This window comes from Sulfitobacter sp. BSw21498 (assembly GCF_006064855.1).
GTDB lineage: Bacteria > Pseudomonadota > Alphaproteobacteria > Rhodobacterales > Rhodobacteraceae > Sulfitobacter.
This window is the reverse complement of sequence record NZ_CP040753.1, coordinates 637174-653246: the sequence shown is the minus strand read 5'-3', so window position 1 is coordinate 653246 and position 16073 is coordinate 637174. Positions and strand designations below refer to the sequence as shown.

The 16073-nt window shown below is 57.2% G+C and carries 12 protein-coding genes; 9 read left to right on the top strand and 3 right to left on the bottom strand.

From position 1 onward, the window contains the following. Positions 1-55 precede the first annotated feature (55 nt). Genes E5180_RS03195 through E5180_RS03185 form a run of 3 tightly spaced genes read right to left on the bottom strand, consistent with a single transcriptional unit; the run spans position 56 to position 2617 of the window. Complete coding sequence (locus tag E5180_RS03195) at positions 56-808, bottom strand: glycosyltransferase family 25 protein (protein ID WP_138923127.1); 753 nt, start codon at positions 806-808, stop codon at positions 56-58. Positions 809-812: 4 nt separating this feature from the next. Continuing rightward, positions 813-1865: a glycosyltransferase gene (locus tag E5180_RS03190; protein WP_206338725.1), complete on the bottom strand. Its 1053-nt coding sequence runs from the start codon at positions 1863-1865 to the stop codon at positions 813-815. Continuing rightward, complete coding sequence (locus E5180_RS03185) at positions 1862-2617, bottom strand: glycosyltransferase family 25 protein (RefSeq protein ID WP_138923125.1); 756 nt, start codon at positions 2615-2617, stop codon at positions 1862-1864. Before E5180_RS03185 ends, E5180_RS03190 begins: the two co-directional genes overlap by 4 nt. A 668-nt stretch (positions 2618-3285) precedes the next feature. Between E5180_RS03185 and E5180_RS03180 the strand changes: the two genes are divergently transcribed. From E5180_RS03180 to E5180_RS03140, 9 genes are all read left to right on the top strand, one after another. Further along, positions 3286-4350 (top strand): glycosyltransferase family 2 protein, encoded by a 1065-nt coding sequence (locus tag E5180_RS03180; protein WP_138923124.1) that lies wholly within the window; start codon positions 3286-3288, stop codon positions 4348-4350. Positions 4351-4582: 232 nt separating this feature from the next. After that, complete coding sequence (locus E5180_RS03175) at positions 4583-6916, top strand: hybrid sensor histidine kinase/response regulator (protein ID WP_138923123.1); 2334 nt, start codon at positions 4583-4585, stop codon at positions 6914-6916. A gap of 63 nt (positions 6917-6979) precedes the next feature. Continuing rightward, positions 6980-8371, top strand: a complete 1392-nt coding sequence (locus tag E5180_RS03170) for an HWE histidine kinase domain-containing protein (RefSeq protein ID WP_171048889.1) — start codon at positions 6980-6982, stop codon at positions 8369-8371. A gap of 814 nt (positions 8372-9185) precedes the next feature. Continuing rightward, positions 9186-9911, top strand: a complete 726-nt coding sequence (locus E5180_RS03165; protein WP_138923121.1) for a ribonuclease activity regulator RraA — start codon at positions 9186-9188, stop codon at positions 9909-9911. A 2-nt stretch (positions 9912-9913) separates the two neighbouring features. Beyond that, positions 9914-11434, top strand: coding sequence for an aldehyde dehydrogenase (NADP(+)) (locus E5180_RS03160; protein WP_138923120.1), 1521 nt, complete (start codon positions 9914-9916; stop codon positions 11432-11434). A gap of 578 nt (positions 11435-12012) precedes the next feature. Next, the gene (locus E5180_RS03155) at positions 12013-12978 is read left to right on the top strand and encodes a Bug family tripartite tricarboxylate transporter substrate binding protein (RefSeq protein WP_138923119.1); all 966 of its coding nucleotides are present in this window, start codon (positions 12013-12015) and stop codon (positions 12976-12978) included. Positions 12979-13169: 191 nt separating this feature from the next. Then, positions 13170-13631: a tripartite tricarboxylate transporter TctB family protein gene (locus E5180_RS03150; RefSeq protein ID WP_254700520.1), complete on the top strand. Its 462-nt coding sequence runs from the start codon at positions 13170-13172 to the stop codon at positions 13629-13631. Positions 13632-13634: 3 nt separating this feature from the next. Next, complete coding sequence (locus tag E5180_RS03145; protein WP_138923118.1) at positions 13635-15164, top strand: tripartite tricarboxylate transporter permease; 1530 nt, start codon at positions 13635-13637, stop codon at positions 15162-15164. Between the two features lie 137 nt (positions 15165-15301). Then, positions 15302-16003 carry a FadR/GntR family transcriptional regulator gene (locus E5180_RS03140; protein ID WP_138923117.1) on the top strand — a complete coding sequence of 234 codons (702 nt, stop codon included), beginning with the start codon at positions 15302-15304 and terminating at the stop codon, positions 16001-16003. The last annotated feature ends 70 nt before the right edge of the window (positions 16004-16073 follow it).

The window sequence follows — 16073 nt, the reverse complement described above, 5'->3', positions numbered from 1 at the left end:
CGGACTTGTGGCCGCATCATGGCTTCGCACCGGCCCTTACGCAGCTTGGCAGCGTCTAACCATCTACCTGCGGCCAAAGCTCAATGCGTTCAGTGCCCGGGCGCAGCATGACAGCCCCCATCACCAACTGCCGCATATATCGCCTAAAACGATGACGGGTTCCGCCCTGCAACGGCCGCGCCACGCTAGAAATTGCGCTGCTCACCGGAATAGGAGGCGTGAGCCCATACCGTGACGCCATATCGATTTGGATGGCTTGTGCGGGGGCGGACTGCCAGCGCTTGAGCTGGGGGGTCTCTACGATCACGGCGTCTGCGAGCGCCGGCACTTTCGCCGACCGCTCAAGAAGCTTACGCGCCCCTTCGGGCCAAAGGACATAAGCGGCGGCCCCGCTTCGGTCGAGCCACAGCCGCCGCAGGTCTGGCATCTGCGGGTGCGCGGCCCCCAACAGCTTTTTACGGCCGCGTGTTTCAAGGCTCAGGTGTTCTATGCCCGTAATCTGGCTGGCTTGGGCAAGAAACGGGGCGACAGAAGGCATAAGCCACGCGTCATCCTCCAGGATGAGGACCGGCTCGCCCGCTGCGACAACCCGCTGCCACGCAGACCGATGCGACAAAAGGCACGCTTTTTCGACATCTCGTAAAGGTCTTTGCCAGCGGCTCCAATCCAGATCATTCGCAAGGCTTGGCAGCTGCGCCACGCCTATCGCGGGCACCACATCAAGCCCTAAACCCAGCCGTTCAGCCTGGGCGCGCTGAAATGCCAACCGTTGCGTTTCACGGGCAAGATTGATGACAAGCGCGCGCATCAAGCTAACCGCTGAAGTCGCCAGAGAAGACTTTTAGATAGGCGTCCACAATGGCGGATTTGCTAAAATACTGGTCCAGACGCTCACGGGCGCCAGCAACAAAAGTCGCAGCGAGCGTTTTATCATCGCGGATGCGCGCCAAACCTGCCGCAATCGCGTCGTGATCATCGATTTCGGTTACGATACCGTCAATGCCATCCCGCATATACCAATCCGGCCCTTCGGACCGGGTGGCAACGGTTGGCACGCCGACTTTCCAGGCCTCCAAAAGAGTGTTGCCAAGCGGTTCATGGCGCGAGGGCATAACGAAAGCATCGGCGGCAGCCACGACGTGAAATGGCTCGGATACCCAGCCGGTAAAATGAACCCTCTCTGCCATGCCAAGCTCGCGCGCTAACGCCTCAAGGTTGCCGCGTTCCCGACCGTCGCCCAGCAACCATAGATGAGCCCCAGGCAGCTTGGCCACAGCCCGTATCAGCACATCAAACCCCTTGCGCGGCACAAAGCGTCCGCTTGCAGCCACGACAAAAGCGTCCTCGGGCGTGTTCAGGCTGGCGCGGTCAATCGCGACCGGCGTAATGTCCCGTGCAAAGTTTGAGATTGTCAGCACAGGCTTGGTCCAGCCAAGATCCCGACACCGCGTTGCAATGCCGGGCAGATTACCGACAAGCAGGTCGCATTTGCCAAAATGCTTGAGGTTTTGCGGAAAGTCACCCATCCGAGCGAGCTTTACAGTATCAGGCCAGCTGTGCAAAAGCCGGCCCGCCCGTGGCATCCATGCCATTACCGCGTCTGGCTTCCAACTTTTCACCCAACGGTCAGCTTGATAATGCGCGACAAGCGACATCGGCGAGATGCGGCTGAAATTATTGCGTATCACCGGACCAAGCGGGGATATCTCTGGCTCCCAACTGCGGTTAGGCCGGATAATAAAACGCTGCTCGACGCCGCGCTCGGCAAAGGCATGGGCTAGGTTCACAAAGAACCGTTCGGCGCCACCTTCTTTGCCAAAGTGAATGTGGAGAACCCGTGGCTCCCTGGTCTTGGCCGCGGTCACGTGCGCCATCCTTCGCGCCGTCTATGCCGCGCCAAAGCAAGGCGATACCTCAGCGCGTAACGTGCGCGGTGCAGAAATTGAACGAAACCGCCGCGACGCGCTGTGCGCCGCGCCCGTCCGACTGTTCCGGTAACGGTCTGCTGATCCCCAAGAACCACAGGCGGCGGCAAAACCAAAGCGACCCGCAGCCCGGTTTCCCAGACGAATTTTTGGTCTTCATCTACGGGACGGAAAAACGGCAAGGCTTGGGCAACCAAACGCGCAGCCGCGCTTTTGGTGAGCGCATAACCTATCAGACAGGTTGGCACACGGTAGGGCGTGCCGATCAAGACATCATCAAGCAATGACCGTGGGCCACAAAGCTCCACATCTTTATCCAGCGTGAACAGTTTGGTCATATCCCAGTCGCCAGCTGTGTCGACGCTCAGCGCCCTTAAAACGGGCCCGAGCTGCGATGTTGCGTCGAAATCATCTTCAAAGATAAATCCGCCTGCGGCGTCACCGTCTGCAATGCGCTGCCACGCCGCTATATGCGACAGGTAACACCCGATTTCAGCCGGCACCAACGGATGACGGCCCTCTTTGGCATTGCGCATGGCGTCGTAGGTTCGGGCAATCTCGGCCTCGGTCAAGGCCCAGCCGTTCACGCCTTCGACCCGCTCGAAGGCAATGCCCTGTGCGGTCATAATTTTAGTGACCGCGTCAAGACGGGCGGTGTTGTCAGCAAGGTTAATCACATAGGACGGCCACATCTTATGCGTTCCCGCTTGACTGGAGGTTCTCGTGAACGCGTGCCGCATCGGTGCATGCGCGGGCGCGACTATCCACAACCATCGCCTGATCTGCGGCCTTAGTCATATCAATCATTACTGTGATCCAATCATCATCCATACCGTCGACGCGACGCAAATATTATCGACGCTGTGCCCACAAATAATTTTGATCGTGCAGCAGCGGCTTTGCCGTCAAGATATCAAGCAACATTGCTATATGTAACCACATCGATGGCAAGGGTCCATACGTGTCCGATTGAGGGTGCAGCGGTGAGAGTTACGACCTGTCAGGCTGGTTTAATCATAGCGTATTGCGAGGGGTTACCTTGGGCTGAACAGACCGCGCAGCAGAGGGCGCAATACCCGGCCCGCTCTCCTACCAACCCTGCATCGCGCATTTTTCAGCTTACGGCTATCCCGCCAGCAAGTTCTTTTTTCATAACGATGTACCTTCCGACGGTCAGCCTCAGCCACATAGTTGAACCTCCGGCAGCACAGATGCAGAGACTGTGTTTAGGGACACGAAGGTGTTCCATTGGATATCGAAACAGTTTACGAAGTCAGCTGTTTGGTGCCTAAGTTTTCATTGTGCAGTAGCTATCCTTGAAAAATGTTATATTGGGTGCTTTTTTGGAAAGAGACACGATATGACAGCTCCGTGGCAGGAATACCTAAACCATGTCAGCGGCCCTCTATCTTTCGATAAACGCATTCTCTGCCTGTTTCTAATCCATAACGAGGCACATCTGCTCCCCGATCTCTTCGCGCACTATCGCGCCATGGGGGACATGCAGTTCGTCGTAGTGGACGACCGTTCAACCGATGAAACCCCCGATATCCTTGCGCGCGAACCCGATGTCACCGTCTTTGCGCCCCAAGAGGGTTCCACCTATGCAAAGGATAAACGCGCCTGGCGCGGGACCCTTCTAGATGGGCTCTCAGAGGGCAGATGGTGCCTGAGCATTGATGTGGATGAACGACTGGTCTGGCGCGGCTACCCGCAGCGCTCTCTTGCGACGCTCATCGACGACATGGATCGCAAAGGCGCGCAGGCCTTAATCGCCAGCATGCTCGACATGTATGCTGACCGCCCGATCGCCGAACATATGGCGGGCCCCCGCCCGCTTGGGGAATCTTTTGACCACTATGACGACCCACGGAAAGATCCCTTTGCATACAGCTCGGCCCTGATGCCGCGACGTTTCCGCGAAAAATTCCCCCTGCCCAATACGATGCTGATGGGCGGCATGCGCGAGCGCCTTTTTGGGAGTTACACCGCCGGCCCGCTGGCGCGGTTGCTTCAACGCGATGCGCTGAAGCAACCGCGCCACCTGCCCCCGATCTGCCTTCCTCTTGCAGCGCTCGCCAAGAAACTTTCTACCCCGCACGGCGCAACGCCGCCCATGAACCAAACCAAAGTACCATTGGTGAAGTGGCGCACCGGCCTGCGCTACAATGGTGGCGCGCATCACCTTTCGCTCCCCCTCCGGCCTGCGTCAGAATACGGCGTCCTTCTACATTACCCGATTACCCGCGGGGTCGAGGGGATCAATTATACCGCCACCCGTGGCCAACACGCCCATGGCTCTGCCCATTACCACACGATGGGGACCTCGGCATCGCTGAGCGCATTGAACCCTGTTTACAACGGCACGTCCCGTCTTACTGACTTCTCGGCCCTTGCCCCCTTTTTCGGAGATCCAAACCAGTAAAATCTCGGGTCCGCAGCTTTAAAGATTGGGGACAGTCTGGCTAGTGCGTTGATAAAATTCCAACCAAAATGTCGACAAAGCTAGGGGTGCCTTACGGCTACAGGCACCGACCTAGATTTCAGTACCTTTTTTTATTCCCAGTGGGTTGTCACACAGGCTTCTCATTCTATTTTTGCCTAATCGGTGCCGCCAGAGCGACGTACAGACTTGGGACAGGGAAGGTAAGACCACCATGAGCAACCTCCGTTCGGAGCGTCGGCAGGAACATCTGTCCGATGTAGATTGGCCTTCCGTATTTAATCGGCTTCACGAGGGGTTGGTGATTGCTGAAGTCGTTCACGAAAGCGACAATGAGGTCAATTGGCGGTACCTCCATGTGAACGAAGCGTGGTCGCAGCTTACAGGGCTGAGTTCGCAGGGCATTGCGGGAAAGCTCGTCACAGAGGTTATTCCCGGTGTAGAAAAACATTGGCTTGAAGGGTTCGCTCGGGTCGCGATCGTTCAGCAGCCTCAAACTTTTGTTGGCCCTGTTTCAGAGCTCGGGCGCACCTACGATATTCGCGCATTCCCCGTCAGCGAAAATCGCTTCGGTTTGTTGTTTTTTGACGTCACCGAACGCGAACAGAACGAGCTGCGTTTGAAAGAACGTGCGGTTGAGCTGGAAAATAAGATCAAGGCTGAGCTAGGCGCTAGAGCCAAGACGTGGGACGTTTCCCCGGACATCCAAGTCGTCTCAAATCACCTTGGAATCTTCGAGCAGTGTAACCCGGCGATGACAGCGGTCTTGGGCTGGACGCAACAAGATCTTGCATCTACCCCCTTCCCAGATCTTGTTCACCCCGATGATCTTGAAGACACGCTTCAAGCGTTCGAGGCTTGCAAGAACAACCAGCCTGTTCTTCGTTTCGTCAACCGGTACCGCCACCGGAACGGCGGCTATCGCTGGCTGTCGTGGGTTTCAGTGCCTAACGATGGCAAAATCTATGCCACCGCACGAGACATCACCGAGGAAATGGCGCGGGAAGCCGAGCTGGAACTCCGCCGCGCCGAGCGCAGCAAGCTGTGGTCCGCGTCGCCTGATCTTCACCTTATCCTTTCCCTTGAAGGCCGCTATCTTGAGGCAAGTGACGCTTGGGAGAGACAGCTGGGATATGCGCCAGCCGATCTAAAGGGTATGCTGTTTGACACGCTCATTGCCGAAGAGGACAAGGCTTACGCGCACGACCTTTTCGCTGGGTTGTCGGAAACCGGGAAAGTCGATCATTCTGAAATCAGGATAGTAGACACGCAGGGCAATCGGCATTGGTACGGGTGGACCGCTGTTGTTAATGGCGGGGTGATATTTGCAACAGGACGCAATGTCGACGAGCGTCGCAGGCAGGAAGAACAGCTTAGGCAGACCGAAGAGGCGCTGGCGCAATCCCGCAAGATCGAGACTTTGGGACAGCTTACCGGAGGCGTCGCGCACGATTTCAACAACTTACTTGCCGCCATCCAGTCTAGCCTGCACCTCTTGCAAAAACATGCGAGCAATGAGAGCGATCAAGCAAATGCCCTGCTGCAAAATGCGCTCGCAGGTGCGGATCGCGGGAAGCGGCTCGTTCAGCATATGCTTGCCTTCGCAAAGAAACAGGAACTTGCGCCTAAGGCTGTAGACCTACAAAGCATTCAAGACATGGACCAGCTTCTGCGCAGCTCTGTTGGACCCGGGATCGAGATATCGTACAACTTCGCACCTGATCTGCCTGCGGCTATGGTCGATATGGGTCAGCTGGAGATGGCGATACTGAACCTCGCAGTGAACGCACGAGATGCACTTGACGGCCAAGGCCAGCTATCAGTGAATGTCAAGAAGCTGGAAAACGACGCACCAGCGGATTTGCTTGACGGAGACTATTTGTCCATTTCGGTTATCGACGACGGACCGGGAATGGATGCCCAGACCCTATCCCAAGCCACCGAGCCTTTTTTCACGACAAAAGGCGTGGGCAAAGGTACGGGGCTTGGTTTGAGCATGGTTCACGGCCTTGCCAAACAGTCTGGCGGAGCATTTAGGCTTAAAAGCGCTCCGGGCCAAGGTACGACCGCGGAAATCGTGCTTCCGAGTTTGAGCAAAGAAGCAATTATCGTGAACGAGCAAGAGCCATCGCACCAGTCTGCCCCCTCCCCTCTTGATAGGGATCTTCGGATACTTGTCGTCGACGATGACTGTCTTGTTCTGATGGGAACGGTCGCCATACTCGAGGATATGGGACATGATGTTTTGGATGCTACGAACGGTGATGATGCGCTCTCTATTCTTGCGGAAAATTCGGATATCGACCTTGTCATCACGGACCAAGGCATGCCCGGAATGACCGGCGTTCAGCTTTCAGAGAGGATTGCGGCGCACAAACCGGACCTACCCATTATCCTTTGCACTGGCTACGGCGAATTGCCGGAGGGGTCCTATCGTTACATGGCAGCACGCCTCGCAAAGCCGTTCGCGGACAGTCATCTCGGCGACGTAGTTGCCAAGGCGCTCGCTTCCGGCTCACAGTTGAGCCAAGGTAATCGTGATGGGTGAATTGAGCGCTGCCTTCTGTGTGAGCTGCCTTCTGTGTGAAGCGTGATCCGTCAGGAGGCCACGTTGAAGGATAACCCTGCCCTTTTGGATAATTCAGGCGAGCACCTGGACCTTCTGCTTGCAACGTCTGAAATCGGAATTTGGGAGTTGGACGCCGTAACGGGCACGGCACTGCGAAATTTGCGACATGACCGGATATTTGGATATGACAGTCTGCTTCCTCATTGGAGCGCAGAGATCTTCCTTAAGCATGTCGTAGAAGAAGACCGGGAGCGGGTAAACGCCCTGTTGACCGCGTCCCTGAATGATCGGAAATCATGGTCCTTTGAGACGCGCATACAGCGCGCGGACGGCGTGGATCGCTGGATCAGCGCAAAGGGGATGCCAAAGTTTTCGGATAAAGGCGAGATCACCAAGTTTATTGGCCATGTCATCGATATTACCGAGACAAAGCAGAACGAGGATCGCCTCAGACTGCTATCAAACGAGCTCAACCACCGCGTTTCGAACACCTTTACGATCATGAACGCCATGATCCGTCAAACGTCAAAGAAGAATGATACTGTTGAGCAGTTCGCAAACACACTGGTAGAGCGTTTGGCGGCCCTTTCCCGTTCAAATAAAGTCCTGATCGCTAAAGAGGCCGAGCGCTCAAGCCTGTCCGAAATATTGAAAATGCAGATGGATGTGTTCGCCGACTGGCAAACCCGTATTTCTGTGACTGGCAACACAAGCGTCTGGTTCTCGGGTGAGGCATCCGAGGCCCTAGCTATGATCTTTCACGAGCTGCTGACAAATGCGTTGAAACACGGGGCGCTCTCGGTCGCGGCAGGCAAGGTTTCAGTATCCATCACCAGTGTCGGACGCGAGTGTCATATCAGATGGGCAGAGTCTGATGGACCAACTGTTGCTGCTGAACGCAGCACTGGCATCGGCTCAACAATCCTGCAAAATTCCCTGCGGGATGAAGGCACTGTAAAGCTCGATTTCGCACCTCAAGGTTTGATATGTGACATCGTCATCAAAGACAGCTTTCAACGGGAAACGTCGGACAAACCTACGCCTGCAGCTACGAGGACGCGAGAGCAAGGCCTCGGGGGTGTCTCTTTCTCGGGCCAAAGGATATTGGTTATTGAAGATGATCCAATCATCGGTCTGGACATCGCAGATATCCTTGAGACTCGAGGCGCGACAGTGAGCGGGCCGTTCACGTCCGTGGCGAATGCGCTGGAAGCTATGCGTGAAATCCCAGACGCCGCACTACTTGATGTGAATCTCGGTCATGAGACGACCGATGCCATAGCGTTGCAGCTCTCTGAGCTGTCAGTCCCGTTTCTAATTCTAAGCGGTCAGGATAGGTCAGATTTGGGAAGTGCCTACAATGGAGCATCCATCATCAGCAAACCGTTTAGAGAACAAGACCTTGTGAACGAACTCTACCGGATTGTTTGTTAAGACTAAGCTTGCTGCAATGGATGTCGGTCCAAAGCGCCGTTCTTGACCTGTCGAAAAGCGGCATATCCATCCGGCAGTACAACCAAGACAATGCCGCTCAATGCATCGTATGCTCCGAGCTGGACCTGACCTGCCCCCGACGCCCCCTCATTTATGATGAGGGTTTGCGGGTTTTGTGAAGCTGCACAGCAGTGCAATCTGACACCGTGAAAGTCAGCTCGGAATCGCACGCGAATGATTTTATGACGGGCGCAGAGCGGTCCTTCGCTGCAGTAACAAACGATGTCCGCTTCCTCGTTCCCGAGCAGTCAAAAATTATCGCAGATTCCAACCGGCGCAGGACCAATCCGGCTCAGAACGCTAGACTTCCACATCCGGCAACCGACTATTTCCCAATCATCATTTAGTCAGTCTCGGAAGTACAAGGGCGTCGCCCACTTTTCGCCTCACATGCCTGAAACCTGATCACGAAAGCCGTAGCGACGGTTCCGATGGCGACAGTGAGGTAGTTTTATTCGTATCGGAGTAAGGCAAAATGCAGCTTGAGCTGCTGCTCTCCCCAGCCATTATGTAATTATTAGTAATATTTTTTGCGGCATATGTCGGGATTAACTACGTATTTTGGACAAATTAGTATTACAAATATTGACACATATGTCGCGCGGGTATAGCTCTTTGCCTAAGGCTTCGGGAGGAGCAGGCTAGAGATCTTCGAAAGTTCCGGACCCTGAGCGGTATCGCTGCAAAGGGAAGGAAATATCTACAAAGCCCTATTTTTCTCGAAGTGCAAAACTCTACACCAGGGGAAGAAGTAATGAACGAATACAACCTGTCTGACGAAACCCGCGACAAATTACGCAAGGTCTCGACAGCCTCTGTGGCTACCGCGCTTTACAAGCGGGGATTGCGCAATCAGTTCGTACAGGGCGTCACGCCGGTAGAGCGCAAGGCAGTGACCATGGTGGGGCAGGCTTTTACGCTGCGCTACATCCCGGCGCGCGAGGATCGCAACCCAATCACCGTATTCCGCAATCGTGACCACAAACAGCGTGTCGCCGTAGAGACTTGCCCCGAGGGGCATGTGCTGGTGATGGACGCGCGTAAGGATTGCCGCGCTGCAACAGCTGGTTCGATCCTTATTACACGGCTGCAGCACCGCGGTGTTGCAGGTGTGGTATCCGATGGCGGCGTGCGCGACGCGGCTGGCATTGGCGCGCTGGATATGCCCGCCTATTTTGCGCGGCCTTCCGCCCCTACGAACCTGACCCTGCACGAGGCGATCGATATCAATGTTCCGATCTCTTGCGGTGATGCAGCAGTCTTTCCTGGCGATGTGATGCTGGGTGATGGCGACGGTGTCATGGTTATCCCGGCGCATCTCGCAGATGAAATCGCGGACGAATGCAGCGAAATGGAAGCCTATGAGGATTTTGTTCTCGAGCAGGTCAATGATGGCGCGGGGATCATCGGCCTCTACCCCGGTACCGACGACGATAGCATCGTGAAATTCAACGCATGGCGTAAAAAGGCAGGACGATAAATATGACATTCACACCACATGGCGACCATCTGATTGCTGGCAAGCGCGTGAGCGCTGAAGCCAAATTCTCCTCCGCACCGGCCAGCGGCGCGGCCTTCGAATACTCGGCCGGTTCGCCCGAGCTGGTCGCAGAGGCCTGTGCTGCCGCACATGCTGCCTTCCCTGAATTCGCAGCCACCTCACGCGAAGAGCGGGCCGTGCTGCTGGAAACCATCGCCGATGAGATCGACGCCCGTGGCGCTCAGATCACAGAGATCGGCGCCGCTGAAACCGGCCTGCCCGATGCGCGGCTTGAGGGCGAGCGCGGCCGCACCACTGGTCAGCTGCGTTTGTTCGCAACTCATATTCGGGATGGTGCCTACCTCGACCGCCGCCACGACACCGCCCTGCCGGATCGCCAGCCGCTGCCGCGCCCTGATCTGCGGATGATGCAACGCCCCATCGGCCCGGTTGCCGTGTTTGGCGCTTCGAACTTCCCTCTCGCTTTCTCCACCGCTGGTGGCGACACCGCTGCGGCGCTGGCAGCGGGCTGTCCAGTCGTGGTCAAAGGCCATGGTGCGCACCCCGGTACCGGCGAGATTGTCGGCGATGCCATCGTTGCGGCGCTGGCCAAACTTGACATGGACGGCGGCATCTTCAGCTTCGTGCAAGGCGGCAGTCGCGCGGTGGGTGAGACGCTTGTGACCGATCCTCGGATCAAGGCCGTTGGCTTTACCGGCAGCCTTGGCGGCGGGCGCGCGCTGTTTGACCTTTGCGCTAAACGCCCCGAGCCGATCCCGTTCTTTGGCGAGTTGGGCAGTGTCAATCCGATGTTCGTACTGCCGAAGGCTGCAGCCGCGCGGGGCGCCGACCTGGGCACCGGCTGGGCCGCGAGCCTGACCATGGGCGCGGGCCAATTCTGCACCAATCCCGGCATCGCGATCGTGGTAGACGGGCCAGAAGCGGATGCCTTCGTGAACGCTGCCAGCGAAGGTCTGAAAGCTGTGGCCGCCCAAACCATGCTGACCGATGGCATGGCCGATGCTTACCGTGACGGCGCGCGACGCGTGTCCGAAGGGGCTGGCGTGAAATCGCTGCTGACCAGTACCTGCGAGGGCCGATCCGCTGCGCCCTATCTGTTCGATGTTTCGGCCGAAGATTGGATGACCAACGAAGAGCTGGCGGAAGAGGTGTTTGGCCCGCTGGGTCTGGTGATCCGGGTCAAGGACGCCGAGCAGATGCAGGCGGTGGCCGCCAATTTCAAAGGTCAGCTGACGACGACGCTGCAAATGGACGACGGTGACATCGATCTGGCGCGCACGCTTCTGCCTGTGCTTGAGCAGATGGCCGGACGGGTGCTTGCCAATGGCTTCCCCACCGGTGTCGAAGTGGCGGACACGATGGTCCATGGCGGACCTTATCCGGCCTCGACCAACTTTGGCGCGACATCTGTCGGCACCCTGTCGATTCGGCGGTTCCTGCGTCCTGTCTGTTACCAAAACTTGCCGGAGGCGCTGCTGCCTGCCGATCTTAGGGCAGATTGACAAAGAAGGCGCACAGACAGCCCGCCGTCCCTATGTCGGCGGGCTGATCCGAACTTTTGGGGAGTGACTTTACACCTTATGCGGAACGCGCCGTCTGAATAGAGATTTACGACCATTTATAAATGAATTTGGCAGTATGTGTATTTATTCCGAACAAATATTGCACATAAATAGGTGAATTAGGACGGTTTATCAGGCATATTTGTGTTGATTTGTAAAATATCACTGCATAATGTGACTAAAGCTTCAACGGCCACGGCCCCATGGGCAGACACCCGGTGAAGCAATAGGCCAAGGCGAAAGGGGAGGATCGCATCGACCGTATCGGAGGCACAGCTTTCGTGTTTCCGAGCGCAAGACAAAGACGGGACTGGTGCACGTCGTGCCTGCACCGCCACCAGAACCGGTAGCCATGCGATAGCCGATCTATCTGGCCCCATGGCGCAGCCCACCAACGACAATGCTGACCAACAGTCAGAATGCCGAGCCGGCAAAGCGCAGCTTTTCCGGACCAGTCGGCGCACGCATGACGCCAGACTCCGTCTGGCCCACGACATCTGTAGAGGAGGAACAGATCTATGTTTTACAAAAGCTTGAAAGCCACATTTGGTATTGCGCTTGGCGCAGCCGTTCTGGGTACAACCGTCGCGGCGGCGGAGTTCCCGGCCCGTGATATCCGTCTGATCGTGCCATGGCCTGCTGGGGGCGGCGCTGACGCGATCTCGCGCAAGATCAGCAACATCGCCGAGCAGGACTTGCCCAAATCCATCTATGTGGAAAACATCGCCGGCGCAGTCACCGCCACCGGGCTGATCCAGATGACCAACGCGCGCCCTGATGGACACACGGTCGGCGTGCTGACCTATGACAGCATCATCACCCTGCCCCGCGGCGAGATGGTGCCGGGCTATTCGCTGGACAAGATGAAGCCGATCGCCCGCATCACCTCTGAGGCCGACGCCATTGTCGTCTCCAAGCATTCGGGCATCGAAAGCTACGAGGACCTGATCTCCCGCGCCAAGGAAAACCCTGGCCAAGTGCGGGTCGGCGTGGCCCCCAAGGGCTCTGGTCCGTATCTCTCGGCAATGCAGCTGGAAAAACTGCTCGACGTGGATTTCAACGTCATCACCTATGCGGGCTCGTCCAGCGCCGAAGCCGAAGCGCTGCTTTCGGGTGAGTTGGATGCGGCCATTTCGAGCCTTGGCGACTTCAGCGGCATCCTGGCCTCGGGCGATGCCAAGGGCGTGGTGGAGCTAACTTCGGTGCAGAACGCCACCTACACCGATGTGCCGACCTTGAAATCCAAAGGCCACGACCTGCAAACCGGCAGCTTCATCGTGCTCGCGGCTCCGGCCAACACCCCCGATGAGGCGGTCGAAACCTTGGAGGCCACCTTCAAGGCTGCCTACGACAGTCCCGAGTTCAAAGACTGGCTGGCGCAAATTGGGGTGACCGCCGATTGGTTGGGCTCGGATGAAGTTGTCGGTTGGATCGACGAATTGCAGACCAAGACGTTCACGCTGATGGACGAACTGAACCTGTAACCCTCATGCCCCCATGTCTCCGGCTCGACGGGTTGGAGACATGGTTTCGGCGCGGCCAGCGATACGACGTGACCGCTGGCCAACCGCTGTTTTACCTCATTCGAAGTCGAAGTCGAAGCCACCGGCACGCGGGGCAATGCACCCCACCGCACCGAAAGCCGGCTTGTGCGGGCGACCCCTCACACCCATCCTTGGAGAAGACGATGCTCATTAATAGGCAATTGGTATTTCTGTACGTCACTCTTGCAGTGTCCATTGGTTATCTGGTTACGGCCCTGAACATAGGCGCGCCGATTAGCGACGGCGGGCTGACACCTGCTTTCTTTCCGATTCTTGTGGGCGCAGCAGCGATTGTCTTTTGCAGCCTCCTGATCGTGCAGGCGCTGCGGGCCGAGCCAGAGACCGCACCAGCCGATCAGAAGCGCAGCTACACCCATGTCTGGGTGGTGGTGGCGATCTTCTTCTACATCGTGGCATTCAAGCCGTTGGGTTACTTCGTTTCATCCGGCCTTTTTGTCTTTGCGCTGATCCTGTTGTTTTCGCCCTTCGAGAAACTGGTCCTAAAGGCCATCATATCAGCGGCAATCGTCGGGGTCGCCTTTGTCATGTTCCAGCAATTGTTCGGGGTTCGCCTCCCGACCCTGTGGGGTTAAACCATGGACTTCATCTTCCTCGTTTTCAGCAGTTTTTCCCTGCTGGCCGACCCGGTCAACTTTACGTATGTGATCCTCGGCTTCGTGATCGGCACGATCTTTGCCGCCATTCCGGGCTTGACCGCGACACTGGCGATGGCGCTCTTGCTGCCCTTGACCTACACGCTCAGCGTTGAGACCGCGCTGATGGCCTGTGCCAGCATCTATATGGCCGGCATGTGTGGTGGGTCAATTACCGCCACTACGATCAACATTCCCGGCGCGCCGTCCTCCATGATGACCGCGCTTGACGGCTATCCCATGCAACAGCAGGGCAAAGGCGCGCTGGCGCTTGGCCATGCCGCATTGGGCTCGATGATCGGCGGCGCAATCGGGGCGCTATTGCTGATTGCGCTCGCCCCTTTCGTGGCCGAACTGTCGCTTTTGGTAAAAACCACGGGCAAGTTTTCGCTGCTGGCCTTTGCGATCATCGTCGTGGTGATCGCTCAGCGCGGGCGCATTCCGCAGGCAGGGCTTGCTGCTTGCATCGGTCTGATGCTCGCTACGGTTGGGCTTGACGCAATGGAGCCGATCACCCGCTTCACCTATGGCTATTCCAGCCTGACCGCCGGGATCGACTTGATGCCGGTGATCATCGGCACCTTTGCCATCGCCGAAGTGCTGACCCAAGCAGTCACGCGGGCCGATATCGGTGCCGCCGCCGCAGCCGCAGCGGACAAGGTCAAGATCCGCCGACGGGATTTTCTGCCCCCATTGTCAGACATTCGCAAAATCGGCTTTGGTTGCTACGTCAAATCCAGTCTGATTGGCTATTTCGTCGGCACCCTGCCGGGCGCAGGTGGCTCGATGGGGTCGTTCCTCGCCTATACCGAAACCGTCCGCACCTCGAGCGAGCCCGAGACCTTTGGCAAGGGCAACCCCAAGGGCATTGCCGCGTCCGAAAGCGCCAACAATGCGGTCTGCGGCGGGGCCATGGTGCCGATGCTCACCTTCGGAATTCCCGGCGATCCGATCACCGCCATCATGCTCGGCGTTCTAGTGATCAACGGCATCCAGCCCGGGCCACAGCTGATGGCGGATCAGGCCGGGCTTATTGCCCCGATGCTGGCCGCGCTACTGTTCAGTGCCGTGGTGTTGATCCCACTGACGCTGTGGTTGATCGGGCCCTATTTCATCAAGATCGTCACGGTGCGCAAGGATGTGCTTTACGCCGTGATCGCGCTTCTGGCCGTGGTGGGCAGCTATGTTTCCACCTATTCGACCTTTCAGATGTTTATGGCACTGGCCATGGGGGTCTTGGCCTTCTACCTGCGCCGCAATGGCTTTCCGGTGATCACCATGTTGCTGGGCTATATTCTCGGGCCGAATCTGGAGGAGTTCCTGCGCCGCTCTCTAGCGCTGTCGAACGGCGACCCAACGACCTTCTTTACCAATCCCGATAGCCTATTCTTTGTCGTGCTCACGCTGGTTTTCTTCTACTTTTTAGTGATCCGAAAACCGACAAAGGCCCCAGCCGTCGGCACTGCAAAATAGCGACTCGGCCTTTGACCGTCCCTTTCGACAGGGGCGGTCAGTCATATTGCAGTCGCGCGCGCGCCACCCCTGTCTTTTACTCAAACGCGGGCTATAAAGAACACACCGCACGTCCGGCATTAAGCAAGGAGATCACGTTGTCAGAAACAAGGCGGCCCTCACTGGCAGATCAAGTATATGATCAGCTCCTGACCAAGATCCTTGAAGAAGAGTATCCAGTACACAGTCGACTGCCGACCGAAGAGGTGCTGGCCGAAAACTTCGGTGTGTCGCGACCAGTGGTGCGCGGAGCGCTGTCGCGCCTGCGCGACGATGGCATCGTACAGTCGCGCCGGGGATCGGGAAGCTACGTACTGCGCCGTCCCGATCGCGAGTTGATCAGTTTTGTGCCACTTGAGTCGGTCTCGGATGTCCAACGTTGTTACGAGTTTCGCATCGAGGTCGAAGGGGCTGCGGCCGCTTGGGCGGCGCGGCGGCGCGATGACGAGGATATTGCGGCGATGGATGCGGCTTACCTGGAAATGGAGCAAACCTATCAGCAAAACGCCCCGGGCGTAGAGGCTGACCAGCGTCTTCATCTGGCAATCGCCCGCGCAGCCAAGAACCCGTTCTTTTCTTCAGTACTGGAATCCTTGAGCGAACAGATTGCTTATGGCGTCAAACTATCGCGTTCCCTGACCCTGCTTGATGCCCCGGTCAGGCAGGAGCTGGTGCTGGCAGAGCACCGTGCCATACTCGACGCGATCCGCCTACAACAGCCCGAAGTGGCGCAGGCTACGATGCGCCACCACATCACCGCTGCGAAAGACCGGATGTTCGTAGACCAGCAAGAGAATTAACGAGATAGGTATCGCCTGGTTTTCTACGGAAATGACACAGGACTTCTGCCAAGAAAGCATAAATTCAATA

Excerpts from the sequence above, each read along its gene's own strand:
- E5180_RS03195 (WP_138923127.1), bottom strand. The coding sequence starts at position 808 with ATGCGCGCGCTTGTCATCAATCTTGCCCGTGAAACGCAACGGTTGGCA.
- E5180_RS03185 (WP_138923125.1), bottom strand. The coding sequence starts at position 2,617 with ATGTGGCCGTCCTATGTGATTAACCTTGCTGACAACACCGCCCGTCTT.
- E5180_RS03180 (WP_138923124.1), top strand. The coding sequence starts at position 3,286 with ATGACAGCTCCGTGGCAGGAATACCTAAACCATGTCAGCGGCCCTCTA.
- E5180_RS03175 (WP_138923123.1), top strand. The coding sequence starts at position 4,583 with ATGAGCAACCTCCGTTCGGAGCGTCGGCAGGAACATCTGTCCGATGTA.
- E5180_RS03165 (WP_138923121.1), top strand. The coding sequence starts at position 9,186 with ATGAACGAATACAACCTGTCTGACGAAACCCGCGACAAATTACGCAAG.
- E5180_RS03160 (WP_138923120.1), top strand. The coding sequence starts at position 9,914 with ATGACATTCACACCACATGGCGACCATCTGATTGCTGGCAAGCGCGTG.
- E5180_RS03155 (WP_138923119.1), top strand. The coding sequence starts at position 12,013 with ATGTTTTACAAAAGCTTGAAAGCCACATTTGGTATTGCGCTTGGCGCA.
- E5180_RS03145 (WP_138923118.1), top strand. The coding sequence starts at position 13,635 with ATGGACTTCATCTTCCTCGTTTTCAGCAGTTTTTCCCTGCTGGCCGAC.